This window comes from Xanthomonas sp. NCPPB 3218, from assembly GCF_056725185.1.
Window position 1 is genome coordinate 4562501 of record NZ_CM161516.1, and the last position, 23769, is coordinate 4586269.

General features: G+C 67.2%; 24 protein-coding genes. 17 read left to right on the forward strand and 7 right to left on the reverse strand.

Annotated elements, in window-relative coordinates; genetic code table 11:
* Window positions 1-186: 186 nt before the first annotated feature.
* Window positions 187-1398, reverse strand: coding sequence for a tyrosine--tRNA ligase (tyrS, locus tag AC1PLS_RS19140; RefSeq protein WP_102251050.1), 1212 nt, complete (start codon window positions 1396-1398; stop codon window positions 187-189).
* Window positions 1399-1568: 170 nt separating this feature from the next.
* Here tyrS and AC1PLS_RS19145 point away from each other — a divergent pair, with 170 nt between their 5' ends.
* Window positions 1569-2987 carry a peptidoglycan DD-metalloendopeptidase family protein gene (locus AC1PLS_RS19145; protein WP_481103988.1) on the forward strand — a complete coding sequence of 473 codons (1419 nt, stop codon included), beginning with the start codon at window positions 1569-1571 and terminating at the stop codon, window positions 2985-2987.
* Between the two features lie 282 nt (window positions 2988-3269).
* Window positions 3270-4412, forward strand: a complete 1143-nt coding sequence (locus AC1PLS_RS19150) for an anhydro-N-acetylmuramic acid kinase (RefSeq protein ID WP_349778481.1) — start codon at window positions 3270-3272, stop codon at window positions 4410-4412.
* Between the two features lie 91 nt (window positions 4413-4503).
* On the opposite strand, the gene AC1PLS_RS19155 is transcribed toward AC1PLS_RS19150, so the two are convergent.
* The 3 genes from AC1PLS_RS19155 to AC1PLS_RS19165 all read right to left on the reverse strand — a co-directional run bounded on the left by AC1PLS_RS19155 (window position 4504) and on the right by AC1PLS_RS19165 (window position 6968).
* A complete protein-coding gene (locus AC1PLS_RS19155) occupies window positions 4504-4731 on the reverse strand; it encodes a hypothetical protein (RefSeq protein ID WP_016901952.1) in 228 nt (75 codons plus the stop codon).
* A gap of 72 nt (window positions 4732-4803) precedes the next feature.
* Window positions 4804-6171, reverse strand: coding sequence for an AmpG family muropeptide MFS transporter (locus tag AC1PLS_RS19160; protein ID WP_184434761.1), 1368 nt, complete (start codon window positions 6169-6171; stop codon window positions 4804-4806).
* Window positions 6168-6968: an exodeoxyribonuclease III gene (locus AC1PLS_RS19165; RefSeq protein WP_039524873.1), complete on the reverse strand. Its 801-nt coding sequence runs from the start codon at window positions 6966-6968 to the stop codon at window positions 6168-6170. Before AC1PLS_RS19165 ends, AC1PLS_RS19160 begins: the two co-directional genes overlap by 4 nt.
* Window positions 6969-7095: 127 nt before the next feature.
* On the opposite strand from AC1PLS_RS19165, the gene pyrE reads away from it, so the two are divergent.
* From pyrE to AC1PLS_RS19215, 10 genes are all read left to right on the forward strand, one after another.
* Window positions 7096-7755, forward strand: a complete 660-nt coding sequence (pyrE, locus tag AC1PLS_RS19170; RefSeq protein ID WP_024940459.1) for an orotate phosphoribosyltransferase — start codon at window positions 7096-7098, stop codon at window positions 7753-7755.
* Window positions 7756-7777: 22 nt separating this feature from the next.
* Window positions 7778-8443 carry a hypothetical protein gene (locus tag AC1PLS_RS19175; protein WP_100224744.1) on the forward strand — a complete coding sequence of 222 codons (666 nt, stop codon included), beginning with the start codon at window positions 7778-7780 and terminating at the stop codon, window positions 8441-8443.
* A gap of 115 nt (window positions 8444-8558) precedes the next feature.
* A complete protein-coding gene (locus AC1PLS_RS19180) occupies window positions 8559-9356 on the forward strand; it encodes a ParA family protein (RefSeq protein ID WP_016901957.1) in 798 nt (265 codons plus the stop codon).
* Window positions 9356-10285, forward strand: coding sequence for a ParB/RepB/Spo0J family partition protein (locus tag AC1PLS_RS19185; protein ID WP_039510312.1), 930 nt, complete (start codon window positions 9356-9358; stop codon window positions 10283-10285). Before AC1PLS_RS19180 ends, AC1PLS_RS19185 begins: the two co-directional genes overlap by 1 nt.
* 33 nt (window positions 10286-10318) lie before the next feature.
* Complete coding sequence (locus AC1PLS_RS19190) at window positions 10319-10627, forward strand: helix-hairpin-helix domain-containing protein (protein ID WP_016901959.1); 309 nt, start codon at window positions 10319-10321, stop codon at window positions 10625-10627.
* A gap of 43 nt (window positions 10628-10670) precedes the next feature.
* Window positions 10671-11396 carry a suppressor of fused domain protein gene (locus AC1PLS_RS19195; protein WP_184434764.1) on the forward strand — a complete coding sequence of 242 codons (726 nt, stop codon included), beginning with the start codon at window positions 10671-10673 and terminating at the stop codon, window positions 11394-11396.
* Between the two features lie 44 nt (window positions 11397-11440).
* Window positions 11441-12406: an NAD-dependent epimerase/dehydratase family protein gene (locus AC1PLS_RS19200; protein WP_184434766.1), complete on the forward strand. Its 966-nt coding sequence runs from the start codon at window positions 11441-11443 to the stop codon at window positions 12404-12406.
* Between the two features lie 88 nt (window positions 12407-12494).
* Window positions 12495-13217, forward strand: a complete 723-nt coding sequence (locus AC1PLS_RS19205) for a glycosyltransferase family 2 protein (protein WP_024940453.1) — start codon at window positions 12495-12497, stop codon at window positions 13215-13217.
* The gene (locus AC1PLS_RS19210) at window positions 13217-13558 is read left to right on the forward strand and encodes a lipid-A-disaccharide synthase N-terminal domain-containing protein (RefSeq protein WP_016901963.1); all 342 of its coding nucleotides are present in this window, start codon (window positions 13217-13219) and stop codon (window positions 13556-13558) included. The genes AC1PLS_RS19205 and AC1PLS_RS19210 overlap by 1 nt, the downstream gene beginning before the upstream one ends.
* A gap of 272 nt (window positions 13559-13830) precedes the next feature.
* Entirely contained in the window at window positions 13831-14364 is a 534-nt protein-coding gene (locus AC1PLS_RS19215; RefSeq protein WP_260214140.1) for a hypothetical protein, read from the forward strand.
* A 324-nt stretch (window positions 14365-14688) separates the two neighbouring features.
* On the opposite strand, the gene AC1PLS_RS19220 is transcribed toward AC1PLS_RS19215, so the two are convergent.
* Genes AC1PLS_RS19220 through coaBC form a run of 3 tightly spaced genes read right to left on the reverse strand, consistent with a single transcriptional unit; the run spans window position 14689 to window position 18780 of the window.
* The gene (locus AC1PLS_RS19220; RefSeq protein ID WP_184381534.1) at window positions 14689-17034 is read right to left on the reverse strand and encodes a phosphomannomutase/phosphoglucomutase; all 2346 of its coding nucleotides are present in this window, start codon (window positions 17032-17034) and stop codon (window positions 14689-14691) included.
* Between the two features lie 13 nt (window positions 17035-17047).
* Window positions 17048-17515 (reverse strand): dUTP diphosphatase, encoded by a 468-nt coding sequence (dut, locus tag AC1PLS_RS19225; RefSeq protein WP_016901966.1) that lies wholly within the window; start codon window positions 17513-17515, stop codon window positions 17048-17050.
* Complete coding sequence (gene coaBC, locus AC1PLS_RS19230) at window positions 17512-18780, reverse strand: bifunctional phosphopantothenoylcysteine decarboxylase/phosphopantothenate--cysteine ligase CoaBC (protein WP_184381533.1); 1269 nt, start codon at window positions 18778-18780, stop codon at window positions 17512-17514. Before coaBC ends, dut begins: the two co-directional genes overlap by 4 nt.
* 96 nt (window positions 18781-18876) lie before the next feature.
* Between coaBC and radC the strand changes: the two genes are divergently transcribed.
* The 5 genes from radC (at window position 18877) to AC1PLS_RS19255 (ending at window position 23606) form a co-directional block, all read left to right on the forward strand.
* Window positions 18877-19554 (forward strand): RadC family protein, encoded by a 678-nt coding sequence (radC, locus tag AC1PLS_RS19235; protein ID WP_049818219.1) that lies wholly within the window; start codon window positions 18877-18879, stop codon window positions 19552-19554.
* Between the two features lie 86 nt (window positions 19555-19640).
* Complete coding sequence (argS, locus tag AC1PLS_RS19240) at window positions 19641-21329, forward strand: arginine--tRNA ligase (RefSeq protein WP_016901969.1); 1689 nt, start codon at window positions 19641-19643, stop codon at window positions 21327-21329.
* A 45-nt stretch (window positions 21330-21374) separates the two neighbouring features.
* Window positions 21375-22256 carry an SPOR domain-containing protein gene (locus AC1PLS_RS19245; protein ID WP_024940447.1) on the forward strand — a complete coding sequence of 294 codons (882 nt, stop codon included), beginning with the start codon at window positions 21375-21377 and terminating at the stop codon, window positions 22254-22256.
* Window positions 22257-22261: 5 nt separating this feature from the next.
* Window positions 22262-22810 carry a hypothetical protein gene (locus AC1PLS_RS19250; RefSeq protein ID WP_184434769.1) on the forward strand — a complete coding sequence of 183 codons (549 nt, stop codon included), beginning with the start codon at window positions 22262-22264 and terminating at the stop codon, window positions 22808-22810.
* A 40-nt stretch (window positions 22811-22850) separates the two neighbouring features.
* The gene (locus AC1PLS_RS19255) at window positions 22851-23606 is read left to right on the forward strand and encodes an SDR family NAD(P)-dependent oxidoreductase (protein ID WP_016901972.1); all 756 of its coding nucleotides are present in this window, start codon (window positions 22851-22853) and stop codon (window positions 23604-23606) included.
* The last annotated feature ends 163 nt before the right edge of the window (window positions 23607-23769 follow it).

Below are 23769 nucleotides of genomic sequence, written 5' to 3' on the forward strand. Positions count from 1 at the left end.
TAGGCCCAAGCGGAGCATTTGGGAAGGGTTTTGTGAAAAAAATTTCACGATGCTCTTCTCTGCTGCAACGGCACGCCCTTGTAGTGCGCTATGGCAAGCCGCCGATCCGACTCAGGCGTTACGCCCCTCTCTATATAGAGGTCACCGCACAGCGGGGTTGCCGCTATGCAGCAACCTCGCGGCAGCTCAGCCGCCGACCAGCGCCACACGGGCGAAATTGCGTTTACCTACCTGGATGACACCTTCGAAGCCTGGCCCGAACTGGCGTGCCGGATCTTCGACCACTTCGCCATCGACCTTGACCGCTCGCTCCTTGAGCTTGCGCGTAGCTTCCGAATTACTTGGCGTCAGGCCAGCTGCAGTAAGCAGGCTTGCGATCCGCAGACCTTCGGCCGGTACAGCGACCTCCTGCAGCGGCAACAGACTGGTGTCGCCCTGCCCTGTCACTACCGCGTGCCAGCCGGCAATGGCCTGCTCTGCGGTGGCAGCGTCGTGGAAACGTGCGGTGAGTTCGCGTGCCAGCCGCAATTTGACCTCACGCGGGTGCAGTTCACCCGAGGCGACCTGCGCCTTCAGGCGCTCTGCTTCCGCCACGCTGATGTCGAAAGACAGCAGATCGATCCAGCGCCAGGTCAGCTCGTCGCCGATCTTCATGGTCTTGGTGACGATGTCGATGGCCGGCTCGTTGATGCCGATGTAGTTGCCCAGCGACTTGGACATCTTGGCCACGCCGTCCAGGCCTTCCAGCAGCGGCATCGTCAGCACGACCTGCGGGGCCTGGCCGTAGTGCTCCTGCAGGCCACGGCCCATCAACAGGTTGAACTTCTGGTCGGTACCGCCCAGTTCGACGTCCGCCTTCAGGGCGACCGAGTCGTAGCCCTGCACCAGCGGATACAGGAATTCGTGGATGGCGATCGGCTGCTGGCCAGTGAAGCGCTTGGCGAAGTCGTCGCGCTCGAGCATGCGCGCCACCGTGTGCTGCGCGGACAGCTTGATCATGTCCGCCGCGCTCATCTGGCCGAACCACTCGGAGTTGAAGCGCACCTCGGTGCGTTCGCGGTCCAGGATCTTGAAGACCTGCTCCTCATAGGTACGCGCATTGGCCAGCACATCGTCGCGGCTCAGCGGCTTGCGGGTGACGTTCTTGCCGCTCGGGTCGCCGATCATGCCGGTGAAGTCACCGATCAGGAAGATCACCTGGTGCCCGAGCTGCTGGAACTGCCGCATCTTGTTGAGCAACACGGTGTGGCCCAGATGCAGATCCGGCGCGGTGGGATCGAAACCGGCCTTGACCCGCAGGGGCACGCCTGATTTCAGTCGCGCTTCGAGCTGATCGAGCTTGAGGATCTCCTCGGTGCCGCGACCGATGAGTGCGAGGGATTCTTCGATAGTGGCCAACCACAGACTCCAGCGGCGTTTGCCGTCAACAACGTGAACGATGTTAAACGCGGGTTAATTCCGCGCCAAATGAAAATGTTGAACAGGCTCAATGGTTTGACGCGCTGTTACAGGCTGTCTATGGTACCGGCGATTGGGCTCGCACTTCGAGCCAGCGAGGAATTTGAACGATGCAGAATTCAGAGCAGGGCCGTGCACGCAAGCGGCGCTTTCACGAACGCCTCCACGTCCTCCACGACACTGCCCTGCATCGCAAGCTTAAGGCGCATCTCCCGGCGGCGTTCAACGACCGGTGGACACGCCGTCATTGGATCCATGCCAGCCTGTTCGCGACCATCGGTGCGCTGGTGGCCACGATCGTGCCGGGCTTCTCCAACGCCATCGATACCCCGCTGTCCAGCCATTCCACGCTGGCCTTGCCGCTGCCGCCGTTGGTGCCGAGCCGCAAGCAACTGGCGCCGAGCACCGATTGGGAAATTCTGCAGGTCAAGTCCGGGCAGACGCTGAGCACCTTGTTCGGCGAGCTGGGAATCCCGACCGCGGTGATGTACCAGGTACTGGCGCATCCGGGCACCAAGGAGGCGCTGACCAAGCTGCGTCCGGGCGCCGAGATTGCCTTCGATATGCCGACGCCGGGCGAGTTGCGCGCATTGCGCTTCGACCGCGACGACAGCCACCGCGTGGAGCTGCGCCTGCTGGGCGACAGCGTGCGCGAGAACGTCACCGAGCGGGCGACCACCACGCGCACGGTGGTGGCGAGTGGGGAAATCAGCAGCTCGCTGTACGCCTCGGCCGGCAAGTCGGGGTTGTCGCCGGCAGCGGTGGCGGTCATGACCGACGAGATCTTCAAGTACGACATCGACTTCGACAAGGATCTGCAGCCGGGCGATCGTTTCAGCGTGGTGATGGACGAAACCTGGCGCGAGGGCGAGCGGATCAATACCGGCGACATCCTGGCAGCGACCTTTACCACCGGCGGCAAGACCTACACCGGCTTCCGCTTCGAGCGTGCCGGCAAGCCGGCCGAGTATTTCGACATCACCGGCCGGCCGTTGAAGAAGAGCTTCATCCGCATGCCGGTGGCCTACAGCCGCATCAGCTCGACCTTTGGCGCACGCAAGCATCCGGTGCTGGGCACCATGCGCATGCACAAGGGCGTGGACTACGCGGCAGCCTCGGGCACGCCGATCATGGCTGCCGGCGATGCGCGGGTGGTGTTCGTCGGCACCCAGCGCGGCTACGGCAATGTGGTGATCCTGGACCACGGCAGGAACTTCAGCACGCTGTATGGGCATATGTCGCGCTTCGGCAAGATCAAGGCCGGCCAGCGCATCAACCAGGGCATGGTGATCGGCTATGTCGGCATGACCGGCCTGGCGACCGGCCCGCATCTGCATTACGAATTCCGCGTTGCCGGGCAGCAGCGCAACCCGATGTCGGTGACCATGCCGCCGCCCGAGCCCTTGCAGGGTGCCGAGCTGGCCGCCTTCCGCGCGCAGACGGCGCCGGCGCTGGCGCGTATCGAAGGCATGGAGAAGTTGATCTACGCCGACGCCGGCAAGCCCGCCAAGGGCAAGCCGCGCGGTTGAGTGGCGGCGGCTGACTCCTCAGCCGCCGACATGGCCATCGCCGGTCGGATGGCTGCGCGGCGTTCGCGAAGGAGCTGATAGCTCATGCAACGTTGCGGCCGGCACCGGATCGCTGCCAGCGTCCAGTGGAAACCATGATGTCGACGCGACAGTCGGCGCTGCCGCTGCAGCGCTGACTGTCGAGCGTAGAGCCGATTGGCCTCACCGTGAGGCGTGCCGGGGCGGTTGACTCTCCCACCCCGGCTGCACAAGCTGCATGACCACTGTGCAACTGGCTCTGGCATGTCTGCTCCGGAACACCTGGAATCCCCGCTCTACCTGGGCCTGATGTCGGGCACCAGCGCCGACGGCATCGATGCCGCACTGGTGCGCTTTGCCGATGACAGCCATCGCCGCTGCGAACTGGTTGCCGGCACCACCGTGGCCTGGGAGCCGCAACTGCGCGACACGCTGGTGATGCTGGGCCAGGGCGCCGACGTGATCGCCATCGATGCGCTTGGACACCTGGATGCGCAGGTGGGGCTGGCGTTTGCGGCCGCGGCCAATCAACTGATCCGCGACAGCGGCATCGCGCGTGGGCGCGTTCGCGCGATCGGCTCGCATGGGCAGACCATTCGGCATCGACCCAAGGCCGATCCGGCCTTTACCTGGCAGATCGGCGATGCCAGCCGGATTGCCGAGCACACCGGCATCACCACGGTGGCCGATTTCCGCCGTCGCGATGTGGCTGCCGGCGGTCAGGGCGCGCCGCTGATGCCGGCCTTTCATCTGGCCATGCTGGGCACGGGCGATGAAGACCGCGCGGTGCTCAATCTGGGCGGCATCGGTAACCTGACGCTGATCCCGCGCGATGGCGCGGTGCTGGGCTTCGATACCGGGCCGGCCAATGCATTGCTGGACAGCTGGTGCCAGCAGCATCGCGGCACGGCGTTCGATGCCGACGGTGCGTTCGCCGCCAGCGGGCGCGTCGATACCCCACTGCTGCAGGCGTTGCTGGCCGACCCTTGGTTTGCGCTGGCGCCGCCCAAGAGCACCGGGCGCGAACAGTTCCATCTGGACTGGGCGATGCAGGCGATGCGGTCGCTGGGAGACGTGGCGCTGTCTGCGGCCGATGTGCAGGCGACCCTGCTCGAACTGACCGCGGCCAGTGTCGCCGACGCGTTGCTGCGGCTGCAGCCCGATACCCGCCGGGTGCTGGTGTGCGGTGGCGGGGTGCGCAATCCGGTATTGATGGCACGACTGGCGGCGCGACTGCCGGGCGTGGTGGTGGAATCCAGCGCGCGGCATGGGCTGGATCCGGACTATCTGGAGGCGATGGGGTTCGCATGGTTGGCCGCGGAGCTGCTCGCAGGCCGGGCCGCCAATCTGCCGTCGGTGACCGGGGCGGCCGGGCCGCGGTTGCTGGGAGCGATCCATCCGGCGTGACAGGCCTGGATCAGTTGCGAGCGCCCGCAGTCGCAACATCCTCGCGCCGGATGGATTCGCACGCGAGGCAGCGCTGGCTGACCGTTTGCAGCTACGGACTATTCCCCGCCGGCAGCGCCTTGAGCGCGGCAATCGCTTCGGCCAGGGCATCGACTTCCGGGTGTTGCAGGCCGCCGGTGACTTCGTATTCGCTGGCGAACAGGCCCTGTTCGAGCAGATGCATCACGGTCTGGTGCTGGGTCCAGCCGCGAGCGACGGAGATGCGACGGATCCTGTCCACCAGCAATGGATCGATGTCCCGCAACACCAGATCGGTCATGCCTACTCCCTATTCGCAAGGTCTCCGGCGCGTTGGATGATCATCCCGCAGCGCCGGGTCCACCTGCAACCGTCAAGCTGCGGCAGCGTGCCGACGCTGCTGCAGGATAAGCATCCCGCACAATATCACTACGGGGATCGCAACCAGCGCTGTCCCGACGAAGAACAAGGCATACCCTTCCAGCAGGCTTCGTCCCTGTGACAGTGCCTGGACCGACCAGCCCGAGAAGCCTTTCAGGGCCTTGCCCGGCATGGCATAGAACGAGCTCAGTAAAGCGTACTGAGTTGCGGTATAGCCAAAACTCGTGAGGCTGGACATGTAGGCGATCAGCGCGGTTCCGGCAAAGCCGTTGGCGAAGTTATCGATTGCCATCGCCACTGCAAATTTGCTTGTGTCCGGCCCGACATAGGCCAGCCATGCAAATGCCAGATTCGAACAGGGACCCAATACTGCACCAGCCATCAAGGTCGCAAGCACTCCCCATCGCACGGAGACCAAACCGGCCGCTGCAATGCCGACGAACGTGGCAACCAGACCCACCGAGCCACGGATGGCACCGACGGTATCCTCGGACAAGCCGAGGTCGACGTAGAACGGGTTGGCCATCGGCCCCATCACGAAATCGGCCATGCGATAGACGCTGATGGCCACCAGGATCAGGATTGCACCACTGCGGTGCTCACGAATGAAGGCGAGAAAGGGCCCGGCGATGGCGTCGAACAGCCCTCGCGGCGTCCATAGCGACGCAGCCTGCGCTTGTACGGCGATGACTTCGCGGGCAGGCTCACCTGCCATCGTTACGGCGATCACACCCAGCACCATCAGCGCCGCCATGACTTCGTAGGACACTTGCCAGCCGACGCGTGCGGCGATGATCAGGATCAGCGCATCGGTGACTAACAGGGCCGAGCGGTAGCCTAGTGCCGACGCAGACGTCAGCAGGCCGAGCTGTTCACTATTGTCGGCACTTTCAATGCGCCATGCGTCGATGACGATGTCCTGGGTAGCGGAGGCAAAGGCAACCATCACCGCCATCACGCCGAACACTACCAAGTGTTCCCAGGCGACGCCCATCACCAGTATCTGGCCACCCTTGGGCTGGACCAGCGCCATGCCGACCAGGCCCGTCGCCACGACCGCCTGCGATAGCAGCATCCAGCCGCGGCGGCGTCCCAATCGGCCCAGCAGCGGCACGTCTGTCTTGTCGACAATCGGTGCCCACAAGAACTTCATGGTGTAAGCCAGGCCCACCCAGGACAGGAAACCGATCGTGTCCAGCTCGATGCCTTGCTTGCGCATCCAGAAGCCGAGCGTGTTGCCAACCAGATACAACGGCAGACCGGAACTGAAGCCCAGCAGCAGCATCGCCAGCACTTTGCGCTGGCGCAGGTTAGTCAGTACTTGCTGCCAGCGCCGACGTGGCTTGATGACCTCACTCACTCCGCGTAATCCACGATGTACGGCGCGTGGTCGGAGAAGCGCTGCTCGCGGTAGATGGAGCAGGCCTTCACCTTGTCGCGCAGGCCGGGGGTGACCAGTTGGTAGTCAATGCGCCAACCGACGTTGTTGGTGCGCGCCGCGCCGCGGTTGCTCCACCAGGTGTAGTCCTGGCCCTGGGGATGCAGCACGCGGTAGGTATCGACCCAGCCGCGGCCGCTGGCGGCGTTGGCGTCTTCCAGCGCATCGGCACACAGGCCGTTGAGCCAGTCGCGCTCGGGCGGCAGGCAGCCGGAATTCTTCTGGTTGGACTTCCAGTTCTTGATGTCCAGCGCCGAGCGCACGATGTTCCAGTCGCCGCACAGCACGTACTGCCGGCCACTGGCCAGCCACTGCTCCAGGATCGGCCGCAGCCATTCCATCACCTGGAACTTGTAGCCCTGCCGCAACTCGCCCGACGAGCCGGACGGGATATAGAAGGAGACCACGCTGAGGTTGCCGAAGCGCGCTTCGACATAGCGGCCTTCTTCGTCGAACTCGGGCCAGCCCAGCGCGGTGCGCACTTCATCGGGCTCGTGCCTGCTGTAGATGGCCACGCCGCTGTAGCCCTTCTTGGTGCTGGCATCGCGGAACCAGGCCTTGTAGCCGGTGGGCAGGAACTTAGGACCGGCCAGCTGATGCTCCTGGGCCTTGGTCTCCTGCACGCACAGCACGTCGGCGTCCTGGTCGGCGAACCACTCGAAGAAACCCTTGGTGACGGCCGAGCGCAGGCCGTTGGCGTTGAAACTGATGATGCGCATGAATGAAGAGCCGGGATTCGGGAATGGGGATTGGAGATTCGGGAAAGCGTACCGCATCAGCGGATGCCGCAAGGCGCGACCGGCTATGCTTTCCAATCCCGAATCCCCATTCCCCAATCTCGTCACCATGACCGACCACCGCACCCGTTTCCTGCAGCTGGCCCTGGGCGCCGATGCCCTGCGCTTTGGCGAGTTCACGCTCAAGTCCGGGCGGCTCAGCCCGTATTTCTTCAATGCCGGGCGCTTCGATTCGGGCGCCAAGACTGCGCAGCTGGCGCAGTGCTACGCCGATGCGATCGACGCGGCCGGGGTGGAGTTCGATCTGTTGTTCGGGCCGGCCTACAAGGGCATCCCGCTGGCGACCGCACTGGCCTGCGCCTATGCCGGACGCGGGCGCGACCTGCCGCTGGCGTTCAACCGCAAGGAAGCCAAGGACCATGGCGAGGGCGGCAGCCTGATCGGTGCGCCGCTTGAGGGCCGCAAGGTGTTGATCGTCGACGACGTGATCACCGCCGGCACCGCGATCCGCGAGGCGCTGGGCATCATCCGTGGCGCCGGCGGCATTCCGTCCGGGATCGTGGTGGCGCTGGACCGGCAGGAGATCGCCTCCGAGCAGGATCGCCGCTCGGCTGCGCAGGCGGTGGCGGCCGAGGCCGGCATCCCGGTGATCGCGGTGGCCAACCTGGGCGACCTGCTTGCTTTTGCGGCAGGAAACGCCGACCTTGTGGGCTTCCGGGAACCGCTGCTGGCCTATCGTGGCCGCTACGGCACCGACACCACAGGCTGACGGCAGGCGACAGGGGGCTGCGATGATGCCGAGACACACCCGTTTGGCGTTACTCGCCGCCGTTGCGGCAGCCGTGGCCGCCGCACCTGCCATTGCGCAGGACAAGCCGGCCGCGAAGAAGCTGTATTGCTGGAACCAGAACGGCGCCCGGGTGTGCAGCGATACGCTGCCGCCGGAAGCGGTCAATCAGGCGCGTGACGAATTCAACGCCAAGAGCGGCCTGCGCAGCGCCGAGGTGCAGCGCGCCATGAACAGCGACGAGCGCGCCGCAGCAGCCGCCAGCGAGCAGCAACGCCAGGCCGACCTGGCCGCCGAGCAGATGCGCCAGCGCACCGACCAGGCGATGTTGATGTCCTACCAGAGCGAGGACGACCTGCGCCGGGTCTTCAACGAGCGCATCGCCATCGTCGACAACAACATCCACACCGCGCGCTTCAACGTGACCAGCCTGCGCGAAGGGCTGGCCAGCATGCTGCGCAGCGCCGGCGACCGCGAACTGGCCGGCCAGGCGGTGGCCGACAAGCTGGCCGCCGACATCCAGCAACGCCATCGCGAGCTGATGGCGCAATTGCGTCTGCAGACCAGCTTCGAGCAGCAACGGGTGGCGCTGGACGGCGAGATCGCCGACATCCTGCAGCGCTATCGGGCGATGAAGGAGCCGCCGGCCGGCGCGGCGCCAACCGGCTGACCGGCGCAGCCGTCATTCCCGCCCGTGCAGCGCACTGCGGCGGGTGGCATTTCCCGATCCGACGCCCTGCCCGCATAATGGCCGGTCTTACTCCCTGCCCACGAGGCTCTCCCGCATGGCCCGGATCATCGCCATTGCCAACCAGAAAGGCGGCGTCGGCAAGACCACGACCGCGGTCAATCTGGCGGCCGGCCTGGCGCGCGCGCCCAAGCGTGTGTTGCTGGTGGATCTGGACTCGCAGGGCAACGCGACCATGGGCAGCGGCATCGACAAGCGCGATGTGGCCGCCTCGACCTGCGACCTGTTGCTGGGCGAAAACACCGCCGCCGAAATCCGCGTCACCGCGCCGGAAGGCTTCGACCTGCTGCCGGGCAACATCGACCTGACCGCTGCCGAGATCCAGCTGATGGATCAGGGCGAGCGCGAGCAGCGGCTCAAGCGCGCCCTGGCGCCGATCCGCGACGAGTACGACTTCATCCTGATCGACTGCCCGCCGGCGTTGTCGCTGCTGACGCTCAATGCCCTGACCGCGGCCGATTCGATCATCGTGCCGATGCAGTGCGAGTACTACGCGCTGGAAGGACTGACCGCGCTGCTGGAAACCATTGAGGCGTTGCGCGCCAATCTCAATCCGGCGCTGGAAATCGAAGGCGTGCTGCGCACGATGTTCGACATCCGCAACAACCTGGCCAATGCGGTGTCGGCCGAGCTGACCGAGCATTTCGGCGACAAGGTGTTCCGCACCATCGTGCCGCGCAACGTGCGCCTGGCCGAGGCGCCCAGCCATGGCCAGAGCATCGTCGGTTACGACCGCACCTCGCGCGGTGGCGTGGCCTACCTGGGGCTGGCCGGCGAAATCGTGCGCCGCCAGAACGACCGCAACAAGGCCTACCGGCCCGTGGAGACCGTCTGATGAACAAGCCGATCCCCGCAAAGAAGCGCGGCCTGGGCCGTGGCCTGGAAGCGCTGCTGGGGCCGAAGGGCGCGGCCGCCGCCGCGGCGCCAAGCGCGGCCAGCGAGGAAGCCTTGCAGCCGGGAGACAGCCTGCGCCGGTTGCCGGTCACCCAATTGCAGCCGGGCAAGTACCAGCCGCGCAAGGAGATGGACGAGGTCAAGCTGGCCGAGCTGGCGGAGTCGATCAAGGCGCAGGGGGTGATCCAGCCGATCGTGGCGCGCGAGTTGGCACCGGGGCAGTTCGAGATCGTGGCCGGCGAACGTCGCTGGCGCGCCTCGCAGCTGGCCGGGCTGAGCGAAGTCCCGGTGGTGGTGCGCGAGCTGGACGACCGCACCGTCATCGCGATGGCGCTGATCGAGAACATCCAGCGCGAAGACCTCAACCCGCTGGAAGAAGCGCAGGCGCTGCAGCGCTTGATCGACGAATTTTCGCTGACCCACGCCGAGGCCGCCGGTGCGGTGGGCCGCTCGCGTGCGTCGGTGTCCAACCTGCTGCGGCTGCTGGAATTGCCGGTGGCGATCCGCGTGCTGCTGGAAACCCGACGCCTGGAAATGGGCCATGCGCGTGCGCTGCTCACCCTGGCGCCGGAGCTGGCCAGCAAGCTGGCGCAGGAAGCGGCCGACCAGGGCTGGTCGGTGCGCGAGGTCGAACACCGTGCGCAGCAGTTCGCCGCCGGCAAGGTGCCCGGTGCCCTGCGCAAGGGCAAGCCGGCCGCCGCTGCGCCGCAGGCCGATATCGCCTCGCTGGAAACCGAACTGTCCGAATCGCTGGGCACCAAGGTGGTGTTCAACCACGGCCGCGGCGGCAAGGGCAAGCTGGTGATCCACTACACCGACCTGGACACGCTGGACGGCGTGCTCGAACGCCTGCGCCTGCAGCGCAGCTGAGCCTGTGCACCCGCACCAGGAGCATCCCCGGCAATGAATCCCGCCAAGGTCGATCGCAAGCACCTGCTGCATCTGACCGACCTGCCGAACGTGGGGCCGGCCTGCGAAAAGGATCTGCAGCGGATCGGCATCCGGGTTGCCGCGCAACTGCGCGGTCGCGATGCCTACGACATGTATGCGCAGCTGTGTCTGCGCACCGGCGTGCTGCACGACCCCTGCGTGATCGACGTGTTCCTGTCGATCACGCGCTTCATGCAAGGCGAGGCGCCACGGCCCTGGTGGGCGTTCAGCGCCGAACGCAAGGCAACCCTGGCCAGCGAAGCACCGCTCAGTCTGGGGTGAGTGCGCGCATGCGATCAGGTGCGGCCATCAACCGGAGCAACCCATGAGCACTGAAGACGACCAGATCAGCCCCGGCGGCAGCACGCTGATGCTGCACGCGCAGGAAAAGGCATTCGAGCCGGCACACGGCGGCGACTGCATCGAGCAGATCAGCGCACATATCGAGCAGCACCTGGGGCCGATCTCGGCCGTGCTGCACGAAATCATTTCCGACGCCGTGCATTTGGACGTGCATGTGGTGCCCGCCACTGCGGATGTCCCGTACCTGCGGCTGGTGACCTCGGGCATGAGCGACCGGCCGATGACCCTGCCCGAGGGCGTGGAAGCGCCGCAGTACATGGAGCTGATGCTGAGCCTGCCCGCCGATTGGCCGATGGACCAGTGCGACTTCGAAGACCTGCGCCACTACTGGCCGGTCCGCCTGCTCAAGACCCTGGCCCGGCTGCCGCACAAGTTCGAGACCTGGCTGGGCTTCGGCCACACCATTCCCAATGGCCACCCGGCCGAACCCTACGCACCCGGCGTGCGCTTCGACGGCGCCATCGTGCTGCCGCCGGTGAGCACGCCCGAGGGATTTGCGCGCCTGGCCATCGATGCCGACAAGACCATCGTGTTCATGACGGTGGTGCCGCTGTACCCGGAGGAGATGGCGCTGAAACTGAAGGACGGCAGCGATGCGCTGCTGGATCGCTTCGATGCCAAGGGGATTGGGGACATCATTGCGCTCGATCGCGTCAACGTCGCCAAAAAGCGCTTCGGGCTGTTCTGAGCGCCACCTGCCCGCCCGCTTCCGATATCTCCAGGACCACTGCAATGACCATTCTCGTCACCGGCGCCGCCGGTTTCATCGGGGCCTACACCTGCCGCGCGCTGGCTGCGCGCGGTGAGTCGGTGATGGGCCTGGACAACTACAACAGCTACTACGACCCGCAGCTCAAGCGCGACCGGGTGGCGGCGCTGTGCCCGGGCATCGACATCCGCACGCTGGACCTGACCGACCGCGACGGCCTGGCCGCGTTGTTCGACCAGATCCGGCCCACGCGCGTGGTGCATCTGGCCGCGCAGGCCGGGGTGCGTTACTCGCTGGAAAACCCGTCCGCCTACGTCGACAGCAACCTGGTCGGCTTCGTCAACATGCTCGAGCTGTGCCGGCATCGGGGCGTGCAGCACCTGGTGTATGCCTCGAGCAGTTCGGTGTACGGCGACTCGGCCACCCCGCCGTTTTCCGAAGACCAGCGCGTGGACCAGCCGCGCTCGCTGTATGCGGCGACCAAGGCCGCCAACGAACTGATGGGCTATACCTATGCGCAGCTGTACGGCCTGCGCGCAACCGGGCTGCGGTTCTTCACCGTGTACGGGCCGTGGGGCCGGCCGGACATGGCGCCGCTGATCTTCAGCCGCGCGGTGCTGGCGGGGCGGCCGATCGAGGTGTTCAACCACGGCAGGATGCAGCGCGACTTCACCTTCGTCGACGACATCGTGGCCGGCGTGCTGGGCGCGCTGGACACACCCAGCGGCGAGCCGGTGCCGCACCGGGTGTTCAACCTGGGCAACCACACCCCGGTGGAGCTGGAATACTTCATCGACGTGATTGCCCAGGCCGCCGGGCGCCCGGCCGAGAAGGTCTACCGGCCAATGCAGCCAGGCGACATGATCCGCACCATGGCCGATACGCAGCGCGCGCACGCCGCCTTCGGCTTCGAGCCGGCCACCCCGGTCGAGCACGGCCTGCCGCAGGTGGTGGACTGGTGCCGCAGTTATTTCGGTGAGCGCGCCTAGGGCACAGGTTCGCTTCATGCCTGACTCAGACAGTCAGGGCACAATGCGCGATCTTTTTCGCTCAGCCTTCATCTGGCACCACGAATCCATGAGCCAACCCCAGCTTTCCGTCGTCGTCCCGGTGTTCAACGAGCGCGACAACGTCGCCGCCCTGGTCGGCGAAATCGTCGCCGCCTTGCGCGGGCTGGTGGCGTTCGAGATCGTCTATGTCGACGACCACTCGCGCGACGACACCCTGGCGGTGCTGCAAGGCCTGAAGACCACCACGCCGGAACTGCGCGTGTTGCATCACGTGACCCAGAGCGGCCAGAGCACGGCGGTGCGCAATGGCGTCAAGGCCGCGCGTGCGAGCTGGATCGCCACGCTCGACGGCGACGGCCAGAACGACCCAGCCGACATTCCCAAGCTGCTGACCGCCCGCGCCAGTGCCGAGCCGCAGGTGAAGCTGTTCGCCGGCTGGCGGGTCAACCGCCAGGATTCGGGGTCCAAGCGCTGGGCCAGCAAGTGGGCCAACGCGATCCGTTCGCGCATGCTGCACGACAACACCCCCGATACCGGCTGTGGCATCAAGCTGTTCGAGCGCGAGGCGTTCCTGGACCTGCCCTACTTCGATCATATGCACCGCTATCTGCCGGCATTGATGCAGCGTGCCGGCTGGCGCACGGTGAGCGTACCCGTGCATCACCGCCATCGCACCGCCGGCGTGTCCAAGTACAACAACCTCAATCGCGCGCTGGTCGGCATCCGCGACCTGCGCGGCGTGGCCTGGTTGATCACCCGCAGCAAGCGCACCGTGGTGCAGGAGCGCTGATGGAACTGCATTGGCTGGATCAACCGCTGACCTGGCTGTACTGGACCGGGCTGCATGTCACCGGCTGGAAGCTGATCGGCTATGTGGGCGCACTGATGTTCGGCGGCCGCTGGCTGGTGCAATTCGTCGCTTCCAAGCGCGCCGGCAAGCCGGTGATCCCGCGCATGTTCTGGTACATGAGCGTGGTCGGCAGCCTGATGACGCTGAGCTACTTCGTGTTCTCGGCCAAGCAGGATTCGGTGGGCGTGCTGCAGAACCTGTTTCCGGCGTTCACCGCGTTCTACAGCCTGTATCTGGATGTGAAGCATCGCGGCTGGAGGCGGGATCGGGCGGTGCATTGAGCTGGGATTGGGGATTGGGGATTGGGGAGTGGGGATTGGAGATTCGTAAGTGCGGCACTCCTGCTCGACGTTTCCGGGCTTTGAGGCGATGCTGGCTGCGTAGCTGAGCTGGATTGAGCGTGCTGCACTGGCTCTGCTTTCAGTGGATAACGGCAGGGGCTCGCTAGCTGGGGTCAACGCGTTTTTTCGTACGTCGCGATGCGCTGGTTACCGACCTGGAATGAGGCGCGTGGCCGATGCCGCGGCTGTTTGCTCATCGGCATGCTTTGCCTATGTCCAGCGCGCTCCTCCATCGTCCGTTGTCCGAGTCGACGCCGATTGCGGCGCATTGGCACCTGCGGCTGTACACGCATCAGCAGGTGCCGTTGTTTGCCGACTGGCGTTGCGCGCGAGCGGCAGCGGCCAATCTTGCGGCGGCCGGTCATTGGCAGGGTGCGCAGTTGCTGTGCTGGGTGCTGCTGCCGGACAGTTGGTGTGCGCTATTGCAGGCGCCGGGCAAGGCTGCGCTGCTGCAACTGGCTGCGGTCGCACGACAGGCGGCTGCCGAGGCGGTCAATCGCGCGCGCGGCCGTGGCGGGACGGTGTGGCAGCCGCAGATGCAGGCATCGGCGCTTGCGCCCACTGAGGACCACCGACAGTTCGCGCGCGCGCTGGTGGCGTTGCCAGTACGCGCAGGGCTGGCCGCGCAGATCGGTGGGTATCCGTACTGGGATGCGGTCTGGCTGTTGCATGACCACGCTGCACACGGCGCCGCGATTGCAGCGCCTGATGATCGCGCACGTATGCCGGGTCCGGAAGGCAGGTGACCGTGATCGCGTGCATTCGTCTGGCTTGAGCCGGAAAGACCGACCCGCGTCTTCGCCTGTCAGCCTTGCGGGATATCTGTGCGAGCGACGTCTGCCTGATCAACGTTGACGTCGCGCGGCGCCTGCTCGACCAACGTCTGACGTCGAGCGGCGTCTGTTCGGGCGACGTCTGAGGTCGACCGCCTACGCCTGTCGGAGCGGGCCGCGCGCTGCGGTGATGGCCTGCATCTGCCTGCGCCGAGCACGGTGTGGTCGGCAGCTGTGGCGACGCGACCTGCCCTGGCGGTAAGCCGGCAGGGCAGTCGCCCGTGACGCACCGGCCGGTCAAAATTCCAGTGGATGATCCGGCAGCAGGGCCTGCAACTGGCTGCGGAACAATCCGCGAATCCGCTGCAGTGCGTCTTCGGTATCGGCCTCGAAGCGCAGCACCAGGATCGGCGTGGTGTTGGAGGCACGCACCAGGCCCCAGCCGTCGGCGAAGTCCGCACGCAGCCCGTCGATCGTCGACAGCCGCGCCGATTCGAACGGCGATTCCTCGCCAGCCTGGGCACGCTCGACAAAGCGCGCGACCAGCGCGTGCGCATCGCCGTCCACCGGCACCTTGATTTCCGGCGTGGACACGCTTTCGGGCAGGGCGTCCAACACCTCCGACGGGGTTTCCTCGCGCTGGGCCAGGATTTCCAGCAGGCGTGCGGCCGCATAGATGCCATCGTCGAAGCCGTACCAGCGCTCCTTGAAGAAGAAGTGCCCGCTCATCTCGCCGGCCAGTTCGGCGTCGGTCTCGCGCATCTTGGCCTTGATCAACGAATGCCCGGTCTTCCACATCAACGGGCTGCCGCCGTTGCGCAGCACGTGATCGGACAACTTGCCGGTGCACTTGACGTCGTAGATCACCAGCGCGCCGGGATTGCGCTGCAGCACATCGGCGGCGAACAGCATCAGCAGACGGTCCGGGAACACCATGGCACCCTGCTTGGTGACCACGCCCAGACGATCGGCATCGCCATCGAAGGCCACGCCGATATCGGCATCGAAGCGCTGCACCATCTTGACCAGGTCGTCGAGGTTGTGCGGCTCGCTCGGATCGGGATGATGATTGGGGAAGGTGCCGTCGATCTCGCAGTACAGCGGGATGACCTCGGCGCCGATCGCTTCTAGCAGGCGCGGTGCGATATCGCCGGCCACGCCGTTGCCGGCATCCACCACCACCTTGATCGGGCGGTCCAGCTGCACGTCGTCGGCGATGCGCTGGATGTAGGCGTCGCTGATGTCGCGCTGTTCCAGATCGCCAGGCGTTGCCGCAGTGTGCAGGCGGCCTTCGTTGATGCGCTGGTGCAGTTCGGCGATCGCCGCTCCGGACAGGGTCTCGCCACCGATCACGATCTTGAAGCCGTTGTAGTCGGGCGGATTGTGGCTGCCGGTGACCGCCACGCAGCTGCCGGCGCGCAGTTCGTAGGCGCCGAAATACACCACTGGAGTGGGCGCCAGGCCGATGTCGATCACCTGGCAGCCGGCGCGGCGCAGGCCGTCGATCAGGCCATTGGCGAGCTCCGGGCCCGATAGCCGCCCATCGCGGCCGACCACCACCTCGCGCAGGCCCTGCGCCTGCATCACGCTGCCGATGGCCTGGCCGATCAACGCGGCGACGCCGGGATTGAGATCCTTGCCGACCACGCCGCGGATGTCGTAAGCGCGGAACATCTCGCTGGCGACCTGCACGGCCGGTACCAGCGCTGGCGGTGAGGGCGGCGCATCTGCCTCCAGCGCGCGCGCCTGGCTGGCGAGGCTGGCGTCGTGCTGCAGGCTCTGGCTGAAGGTGGGTTCGTCGGCGGTCGGCTCGCCGGACACGCGGCGACGCGGCAAGGCGACGCGGCCACGGCTGGCCAGCACCAACAGCACGGCGATGACGAGCAGCAGCGCGGCCACGATCGCACAGCCCACGGCGCCCAGACCCAGCGGGCCGTCATCGCGCTGCGGCACCGCGGCGGCCACGCGCAGGCCGCTGTTACCCAGTGGCCTGGCCAGGGTTTCGGCAGCATCGGCCAGCACCAGATCGCCCTGCTGGGCGACGTTGTAGCTGCCCTGGCGCAAGGCCAGGTACGCACTGCCGGGCACTACGATCGCATCCAGCGGGCCGGTCAGACGCAACAACGGCAGCCGCGCGTACGCCACCGCCGGTTGCGCGCCCAGGCGCACCGCTGCCGCCACGCCGAGACGGACCTGCTTGGCATCGCGCACCACGTGCACCTGCGCACGCTCGGCCACCAGTGCCGACTCGAGCAGGCTCAGCCGCGCGTAGCCGAAGTCCTTGGGATTGTCGTAGGCGGCGGTGAGGTCGCCGGACAGGACCTGCACATCCTCGGCGCCCTTGAAGCGCTCGCGGATGCTCGAAGCAGCCGCAAGCGCGTCGCCATTGGCCAACGCGGCGATGACCTGCGGTTGCTTGAGCACGGCGTCGAGCTGGCTGGCCTGCTGGGCCATGGCCCGGCTGATGTCCTGCACGGCGCGGTCGCGCGCCTGTTCCAGCTCCTGCGCAACCGCATCCTGGCGCCATTGCGCATAGCTGCTCCAGCCGAACCAGGCAGCCAGCAGCACCAACACCCCCCCCAACACCGGACCACTCGTACGCACGCTGGACATCGACTGCCTGCGCTCGTTCGCCTTGCTCATGTGACGTCCCCCGTCAGCGCACGCCGGTGTGGCCGAATCCACCCGCTCCCCGCGCGCTGTCGACGAAAGTATCCACCACTTGCAAGCCCACGCGCACGATCGGCAGGATCACCAGCTGTGCGATGCGGTCGCCCGGCTCGATGGTGAAGGCCTCACGGCCGCGATTCCAGGTGCTGATCAGCAGCGGCCCCTGGTAATCGGCATCGATGAGCCCGGTGCCGTTGCCGAGCACGATGCCGTGGCGATGGCCCAGGCCCGAGCGCGGCAGGATCACCGCGCACAGCTGCGGGTCGGCCAGATGGATGGCGATGCCGCTGGGAATCAGCGCCGCATCGCCCGGTTCCAGCGTCATCGGCGCTTCCAGCGCGGCGCGCAGGTCCATGCCGGCGCTGGCGTCGGTGGCGTAGGCCGGCAGCGGCCACAGATCGCCAAAGCGCGGGTCGAGCAGCTTCACCTGCAAGGACTGGGTCGGGGTGCTCATGCCTGCAATCTCTCCGCGATCAGGGCCAACAGCTGGTCGGCCAGTTCGGTCTTGCTGCTGCTGGGGAAGGCGCGCTCGCCGCCCTGCCAGTAGGCGGTGGCGGCGTTGTTGTCGCTTTCGAAGCCGCCGCCCTCGATCCCCACCTGGTTGGCGATGATCAGGTCCAGCCGCTTGGCGGCCAGCTTGCCACGCGCGTAATGCTCCACGTCGTGCGTTTCAGCGGCAAAGCCGACCACCAGCTTCAGCGCGCCGGTCTGCGCGGCGACCTCGGCCAGGATGTCCGGGGTGCGCACCAGCTCCAGGGTCAGCGTCTCGCCGGTCTTCTTGATCTTCTGCGCGACCACCCGCTTGGGGGTGTAGTCAGCCACTGCGGCGGCGCCGATGTAGATGTCGGCCGGGAACGCGCCCAGCACCGCATCGCGCATCTGCGCAGCCGAACGCACGTCGATCCGCCGCACCCCGGCCGGGGTGGTCTGGTGCACCGGGCCGCTGACCAGTACCACGTCGGCGCCCTGGCTGGCAGCGGCAGCGGCCAGGGCATAGCCCATCTTGCCGCTGCTGCGGTTGCCCACGTAGCGCACCGGGTCCAGGTCCTCGAAGGTGGGGCCGGCGCTGATCACGATGCACAGGCCGTCCAGTTGCGCGCTGCTGGGCACGAACGCCGGGGCGGCAGCAGCCTTGGAGGCGAGCGGCGCGGCGCTGCCGGCACCGCCGGCCAGGGCGGCGATGATCGCCGCCGGCTCGGCCAGCCGGCCGGGGCCGGACTCGCCTTCGGCCAGCGGGCCGTCCTCGGGACCGACCACGCGCACGCCGCGCGCGGACAGGGTCGCCACGTTCGCCTGCGTGGCCGGGTGCAGCCACATGCGGTGGTTCATTGCCGGGGCAACGGTCAGCGGCGCGGTGGTGGCCAGGCACAGCGTGCTGACCAGATCGTCGGCCAGGCCGTGCGCCAGCCGCGCCAGCAGGTCGGCGGTAGCCGGGGCGACGATCACCTGATCGGCCCAACGCGCCAGTTCGATATGTCCCATCGCCTGCTCGGCGGCGCTGTCCCACAACGTGGTGCGGGTGGGCTGCCCGGACAGTGCCTGGAAGCTGAGCGGGGTGACGAATTGTTGCGCGCCGCTGGTCATGGCGACCTGCACCTGCGCACCGGCGTCGCGCAGGCGACGGACCAGTTCGAGCGATTTGTAAGCGGCAATGCCTCCGCCGACGCACAGCAGCAAGCGCTGTCCGTCCAGGGGGCGGGCCTGAGTGGAGCCGATCACGTCGGAGTCGTCCTACGGTTACAAGGACAACTAGATTAGCCGATGCCCCCGTCCGGCCTGATAGGCGTGAGCGATGAGCACCGGCAATCTCGCCATATGCACATTCACGACTGGCCCACCCACGAACGCCCGCGCGAGAAACTGCTGGCGCGCGGGGCGCCTGCCCTGTCCGATGCCGAGCTGCTGGCGATCTTTGTCGGCTCCGGCCTGCGCGGCCAGGACGCCGTCCAGACCGGACGCAATCTGCTGCTGCGCCACGGCCCGCTGCGCGTGCTGCTGGATCACACGGCGCCCGCCCTGGCGCGCCTGCCCGGCCTGGGTCCGGCCTCGGCCTGCAAGCTCAGTGCGGCGCTGGAACTGGCGCACCGCCACCTGCTGAGCGCACTGGAACGCGGCGACGCGCTCAGCGACCCGCCCAGCGTCGGCCGCTACTTTTCGCAGCGGCTGCGTGCGCGCCCCTACGAGGTGTTCGCGGTGCTGTACCTGGACACCCGCCATCACGCCATCGCCTTCGAGGAAGTGTTCACCGGCACCATCGACGGGGCCGACATCCACACGCGCGAAGTGGTGCGGCGGGCGCTACTGCACAATGCCGCGGCGGTGATCGTCGGGCACAACCACCCTTCAGGCAATCCGGAGCCGTCCGAGGCCGACCGCGCGGTCACCCGGCGCCTGCTGGATGCATTTGAGCTGGTGGATATCCGCCTGCTGGACCACTTCGTGATCGGCGACGGGCGTCCGGTCTCGCTGGCCGAGCGCGGCTGGCTGGGATGAGCGCGCGGCGGTGACCTGAACCATCGGCCCGACCCCGGGGCGCGCGGTCGGGTAAAATCGGTGGTTTCGTTCCAAGCAGATCCCACGTGAAAGCCCAACTCCGCGCACTGATCGGCCAAGGCATTGAAGCCTTGCGCGCCAACGGTACCCTGCCTGCCGACACCCTGCCGCCGGATTTTGTGGTCGAGCGGCCCAAGACGCGCGAGCACGGCGACTTCGCCACCAATGCCGCGATGCTGCTGGCCAAGCCGGCGCGCAGCAACCCGCGCGCGCTGGCCCAGGCGCTGGTCGCCGCATTGCCGGCCAGCGACGACGTGGCCAAGGTGGAGATCGCCGGCCCGGGCTTCATCAACTTCCACCTCGCCCCCACCGCCTACCAGCGCGAAGTGGCGCATGTGCTCAAGCAGGGCCACGACTACGGCCGCGGGCTGGCCGGCAACGGCCGCTCGGTGGGCGTGGAATACGTCTCGGCCAACCCGACCGGCCCGCTGCACGTCGGCCACGGCCGCGCCGCGGCGATCGGCGACAGCCTGGCGCGCGTGCTCGATGCCAACGGCTGGAACGTCAAGCGCGAGTTCTACTACAACGATGCCGGCGTGCAGATCGAGAACCTGGCCCTGTCGGTGCAGGCGCGCGCGCAGGGGCTCACCCCCGACAGCGACGGCTGGCCGGAGAACGGCTACCGCGGCGACTACATCGCCGATGTGGCCACCGCCTACCTGGCTGGCGACACCGTCGACCTGGAAGGCCACCTGGTCACCGGCGGCAAGGACCCTGCCGATTTCGACGCGATCCGCCGCTTCGCCGTGGCCTACCTGCGTAACGAGCAGAACCACGACCTGGCCGCGTTCCGCGTCGATTTCGATATCTATTTCCTGGAAAGCTCGCTGTACAAGGACGGCAAGGTCGAAGAGGCGGTGCAGAAGCTGATCGCCTCCGGCCATACCTACGAGGAAGGCGGTGCGTTGTGGTTGAAGTCCACCGACTTCGGCGACGACAAGGACCGGGTGATGCGCAAGTCCGACGGCACCTACACCTACTTCGTGCCGGACGTGGCCTACCACCTGACCAAGTGGCAGCGCGGCTACGAGCGCGCGATCACCGAGCTGGGGGCCGATCACCACGGCTCGCTGACGCGCGTGCGCGCCGGCCTGCAGGCGCTGGAACTGGGCATCCCGCAAGGCTGGCCGGAGTACGTGCTGCACCAGATGGTCACGGTGATGCGCGGCGGCGAGGAAGTGAAACTGTCCAAGCGTGCCGGCAGCTACGTCACCCTGCGCGATCTGATCGAGGAAACCAGCGCCGATGCGGTGCGCTGGTTCCTGATCGCGCGCAAGCCCGACTCGCAGCTCACCTTCGACATCGACCTGGCCCGGCAGCAGAGCAACGACAACCCGGTGTTCTACGTGCAGTACGCGCATGCCCGCGTCTGCAGCGTGCTGCGGCAGGCGCAGGAGAAGGGCTACAAGTACGAGCAGGCGCATGGACTGGCCGAGCTGGCGCGCCTGGACGACGAGCATTCGCTCAACGTCATGGTCGAGCTGTCGCGCTATGCGGAGGTGGTGGAAATCGCCGGGCAGACGCTGGAGCCGTACCAGATCGCGCAATACCTGCGTGAATTGGCGCACGCCTTCCACACGTGGTATCACAACACCAAACTGCTGGTGGACGATGCCGCAGAGCGCGACGCCAAGCTCACCCTCGCCGTCGCCACGCAACAGGTGCTCGCCAACGGCCTGGAACTGCTTGGCGTCAGCGCCCCAGAAAAGATGTAAGCCGGGCCGCATGGCCCGCAACGACGTGATTCGGAGAAGTGGTAGATGGCAGCACGACGCGGTAAGAGTCAGGCGCGACGCAACACCAGCAATGGCACCCCCGGTTGGGTGTGGTTGGTGGCGGGCGCTGCGATTGCGGCAGTGATCTTTCTGGCCGCGCCCAACCTGTTCAAGAAGGACGGCGACGGCTTCCTGCGCGTAGGCCCGCGCGCCAACCCCGACGCACAGCCCGAGCCGGTGGCCGATGCCGACGTGGATACGCCGGCCGAGCTGCCCAAGCCCAGCGCGCAACCGCCCAAGCCGCAGGCCAAGCCGGGCGATGCGCAGACCCAGTACGACTTCTATACCTTGCTGCCCGGCAAGGAAGTGCAGATGTCCGATGCCGAACTGGCGGCCAGCGCGCGCGCCGAGGAAGCTGCACGTGCGCGCGCCGCATTGGAAGGCAAGCCGGTCGCGCCTGCACCGGGTGCGAGTGTGGCGGCAGCCACGCCGGCCGCCAGCGTGCCGGTCCCGTTGACCGAAACGGCCGCCAGCGCGCCGAAGCCATTGGCCGAGACCGCCCCGGCACGCCCGGCCGCCACGCCGGCCCCGGCCAGCACTGCGGCACTGAGCACGCCGGCTGCAACCGCTGCGCCGAAGCCGGCAGCGACAGCAGCAGTTGCCACCCCGGCAGCTGCCTCTGCAGTGACCGACAACACCCGCTACATCCTGCAGGCCGGCTCGTTCGGCGCCTCCGGCGATGCCGAATCGACCAAGGCCAAGCTGGCGATGATGGGCCTGGCCGCACGCGTGGAGTCGGCCGACATCAGCGGCAAGACCGTCTACCGCGTGCGCATGGGGCCGTACGGCAGCGCCAGCGAACTGGCAGAAGCCAAGCAGAAACTGACCGGTAGCGGCTTGCCCGCCATTGCGATCAAGGCGCAGTAGCCGCCGTGCTGCAGCGCACCGCCGGCCTGTGGTTGTGGTGGGGACTGATCGGCGCGGCGCACGCCACCGAGCAGATTCCCGACCGCATCCGGATCGACGGGCAGGACGCGGTGCTGCTGGCCGAGCCATTGGCGCCGGTGCTGGACGACCAGGCCACTTGGCAACGGTTCGTAGCGCATGCGCGGCCGGCGCTGGGCAGTTGCAGTGCAAACTGGCGCGGTTACCAGGCCGATTGGCGCGTGGAGCAGACGCAAGTGCTGCTGGATCGCATCGTCATCGGTGCCTGCGACACCGCGCCGCCGGCGTTACCGCTCGAGGTGTTGTTCCCCGGACGAACCGCCCCGGTCGCCGCGGACTGGATCGATGGCGAGCTGGTGATCGCCCTGCCAACCGCCGCGAGCGCCGGCGACAGCGCACCCGGCACCGCAGAAGCACCGTATCTGCTCCTGCAGGTGCAACACGGTCGCGTAGTGACGCGCGAGCCGCTCAGTGAGGCCGAGCTGCGCGCGCGCCGTGCCCAGGCCCACGCACCCGGCGCTGCCACGACCCCCTGATCCCTTTGCCTGACCCCCTCGTTCGCAGGAGTTATCCCCCATGTCCAAGACTGTTCTGATCACCGGTGCCACCTCCGGATTCGGCAGCGCCGCCGTGCGCCGTTTTGCCGCCGCCGGCTGGAAGATCATCGCCACCGGCCGCCGCGCCGAGCGCCTGGATGCGTTGGCGGCCGAGCTGCCTGCCGGCCAGGTGCACACCGCTGCCTTCGACATGCGCGATGCGCAGGCCTTGTCGGCAGCGATCGACGCATTGCCGGCCGAGTTTGCCGACATCGATGTGCTGGTCAACAACGCCGGGCTGGCGCTGGGCACCGCGCCTGCACAACAGGCCGACCTGACCCAGTGGCAGCAGATGATCGACACCAATGTGACCGCGCTGGTCACCCTCACCCACCGCCTGCTGCCGGCGCTGATCGCACGCCGCGGCGCCATCATCAACATCGCCTCGGTCGCGGCGACCTACCCCTACACCGGCGGCAACGTGTACGGCGGCACCAAGGCGTTCGTGCAGCAGTTTTCGCTGGGCCTGCGCGCGGACCTGCACGGCACCGGCGTACGCGTGACCTCGATCGAACCGGGCATGGCCGAAACCGAATTCACCCTGGTGCGCACCGGCGGCAACCAGGCCGCCTCCGACACGCTGTACCGCGGCGCCACCCCGATGACCGCCGAGGACATCGCCGAGCAGATCTTCTACGTCGCCAGCCTGCCGGCGCATCTGAACATCAATCGGCTGGAAATCATGCCGGTCACGCAGTCGTTCGCCGGTTTCCAGGTGGCGCGCGACGCGCAGTGACGATGGCCTGCAACGCCAATGCCTCGGTCGCGTCGCGATCCGATGGTGGGTTGGTCGGCGCGTTGGCAGATTGCGCCGCATCCAAGCTCGGTGCGGCGCGGCAACCGGCGTACCGCCAGGGCTGATGACAACGCCGCGCATTGCGCGGCGTTTTGCTCTGCCT

Bases quoted from the DNA above. Each gene is read 5' to 3' on its own strand.
- dut (WP_016901966.1), bottom strand. From the start codon at position 17,515: ATGAGCACCCCGACCCAGTCCTTGCAGGTGAAGCTGCTCGACCCGCGC.
- AC1PLS_RS19190 (WP_016901959.1), top strand. From the start codon at position 10,319: ATGAATCCCGCCAAGGTCGATCGCAAGCACCTGCTGCATCTGACCGAC.
- AC1PLS_RS19175 (WP_100224744.1), top strand. From the start codon at position 7,778: ATGATGCCGAGACACACCCGTTTGGCGTTACTCGCCGCCGTTGCGGCA.
- AC1PLS_RS19215 (WP_260214140.1), top strand. From the start codon at position 13,831: ATGTCCAGCGCGCTCCTCCATCGTCCGTTGTCCGAGTCGACGCCGATT.
- AC1PLS_RS19165 (WP_039524873.1), bottom strand. From the start codon at position 6,968: ATGCGCATCATCAGTTTCAACGCCAACGGCCTGCGCTCGGCCGTCACC.
- AC1PLS_RS19150 (WP_349778481.1), top strand. From the start codon at position 3,270: ATGTCTGCTCCGGAACACCTGGAATCCCCGCTCTACCTGGGCCTGATG.
- AC1PLS_RS19195 (WP_184434764.1), top strand. From the start codon at position 10,671: ATGAGCACTGAAGACGACCAGATCAGCCCCGGCGGCAGCACGCTGATG.
- AC1PLS_RS19255 (WP_016901972.1), top strand. From the start codon at position 22,851: ATGTCCAAGACTGTTCTGATCACCGGTGCCACCTCCGGATTCGGCAGC.
- AC1PLS_RS19220 (WP_184381534.1), bottom strand. From the start codon at position 17,034: ATGAGCAAGGCGAACGAGCGCAGGCAGTCGATGTCCAGCGTGCGTACG.
- AC1PLS_RS19210 (WP_016901963.1), top strand. From the start codon at position 13,217: ATGGAACTGCATTGGCTGGATCAACCGCTGACCTGGCTGTACTGGACC.
- AC1PLS_RS19180 (WP_016901957.1), top strand. From the start codon at position 8,559: ATGGCCCGGATCATCGCCATTGCCAACCAGAAAGGCGGCGTCGGCAAG.
- AC1PLS_RS19145 (WP_481103988.1), top strand. From the start codon at position 1,569: ATGCAGAATTCAGAGCAGGGCCGTGCACGCAAGCGGCGCTTTCACGAA.
- pyrE (WP_024940459.1), top strand. From the start codon at position 7,096: ATGACCGACCACCGCACCCGTTTCCTGCAGCTGGCCCTGGGCGCCGAT.
- AC1PLS_RS19185 (WP_039510312.1), top strand. From the start codon at position 9,356: ATGAACAAGCCGATCCCCGCAAAGAAGCGCGGCCTGGGCCGTGGCCTG.
- AC1PLS_RS19205 (WP_024940453.1), top strand. From the start codon at position 12,495: ATGAGCCAACCCCAGCTTTCCGTCGTCGTCCCGGTGTTCAACGAGCGC.
- AC1PLS_RS19155 (WP_016901952.1), bottom strand. From the start codon at position 4,731: ATGACCGATCTGGTGTTGCGGGACATCGATCCATTGCTGGTGGACAGG.
- AC1PLS_RS19245 (WP_024940447.1), top strand. From the start codon at position 21,375: ATGGCAGCACGACGCGGTAAGAGTCAGGCGCGACGCAACACCAGCAAT.
- AC1PLS_RS19200 (WP_184434766.1), top strand. From the start codon at position 11,441: ATGACCATTCTCGTCACCGGCGCCGCCGGTTTCATCGGGGCCTACACC.
- radC (WP_049818219.1), top strand. From the start codon at position 18,877: ATGCACATTCACGACTGGCCCACCCACGAACGCCCGCGCGAGAAACTG.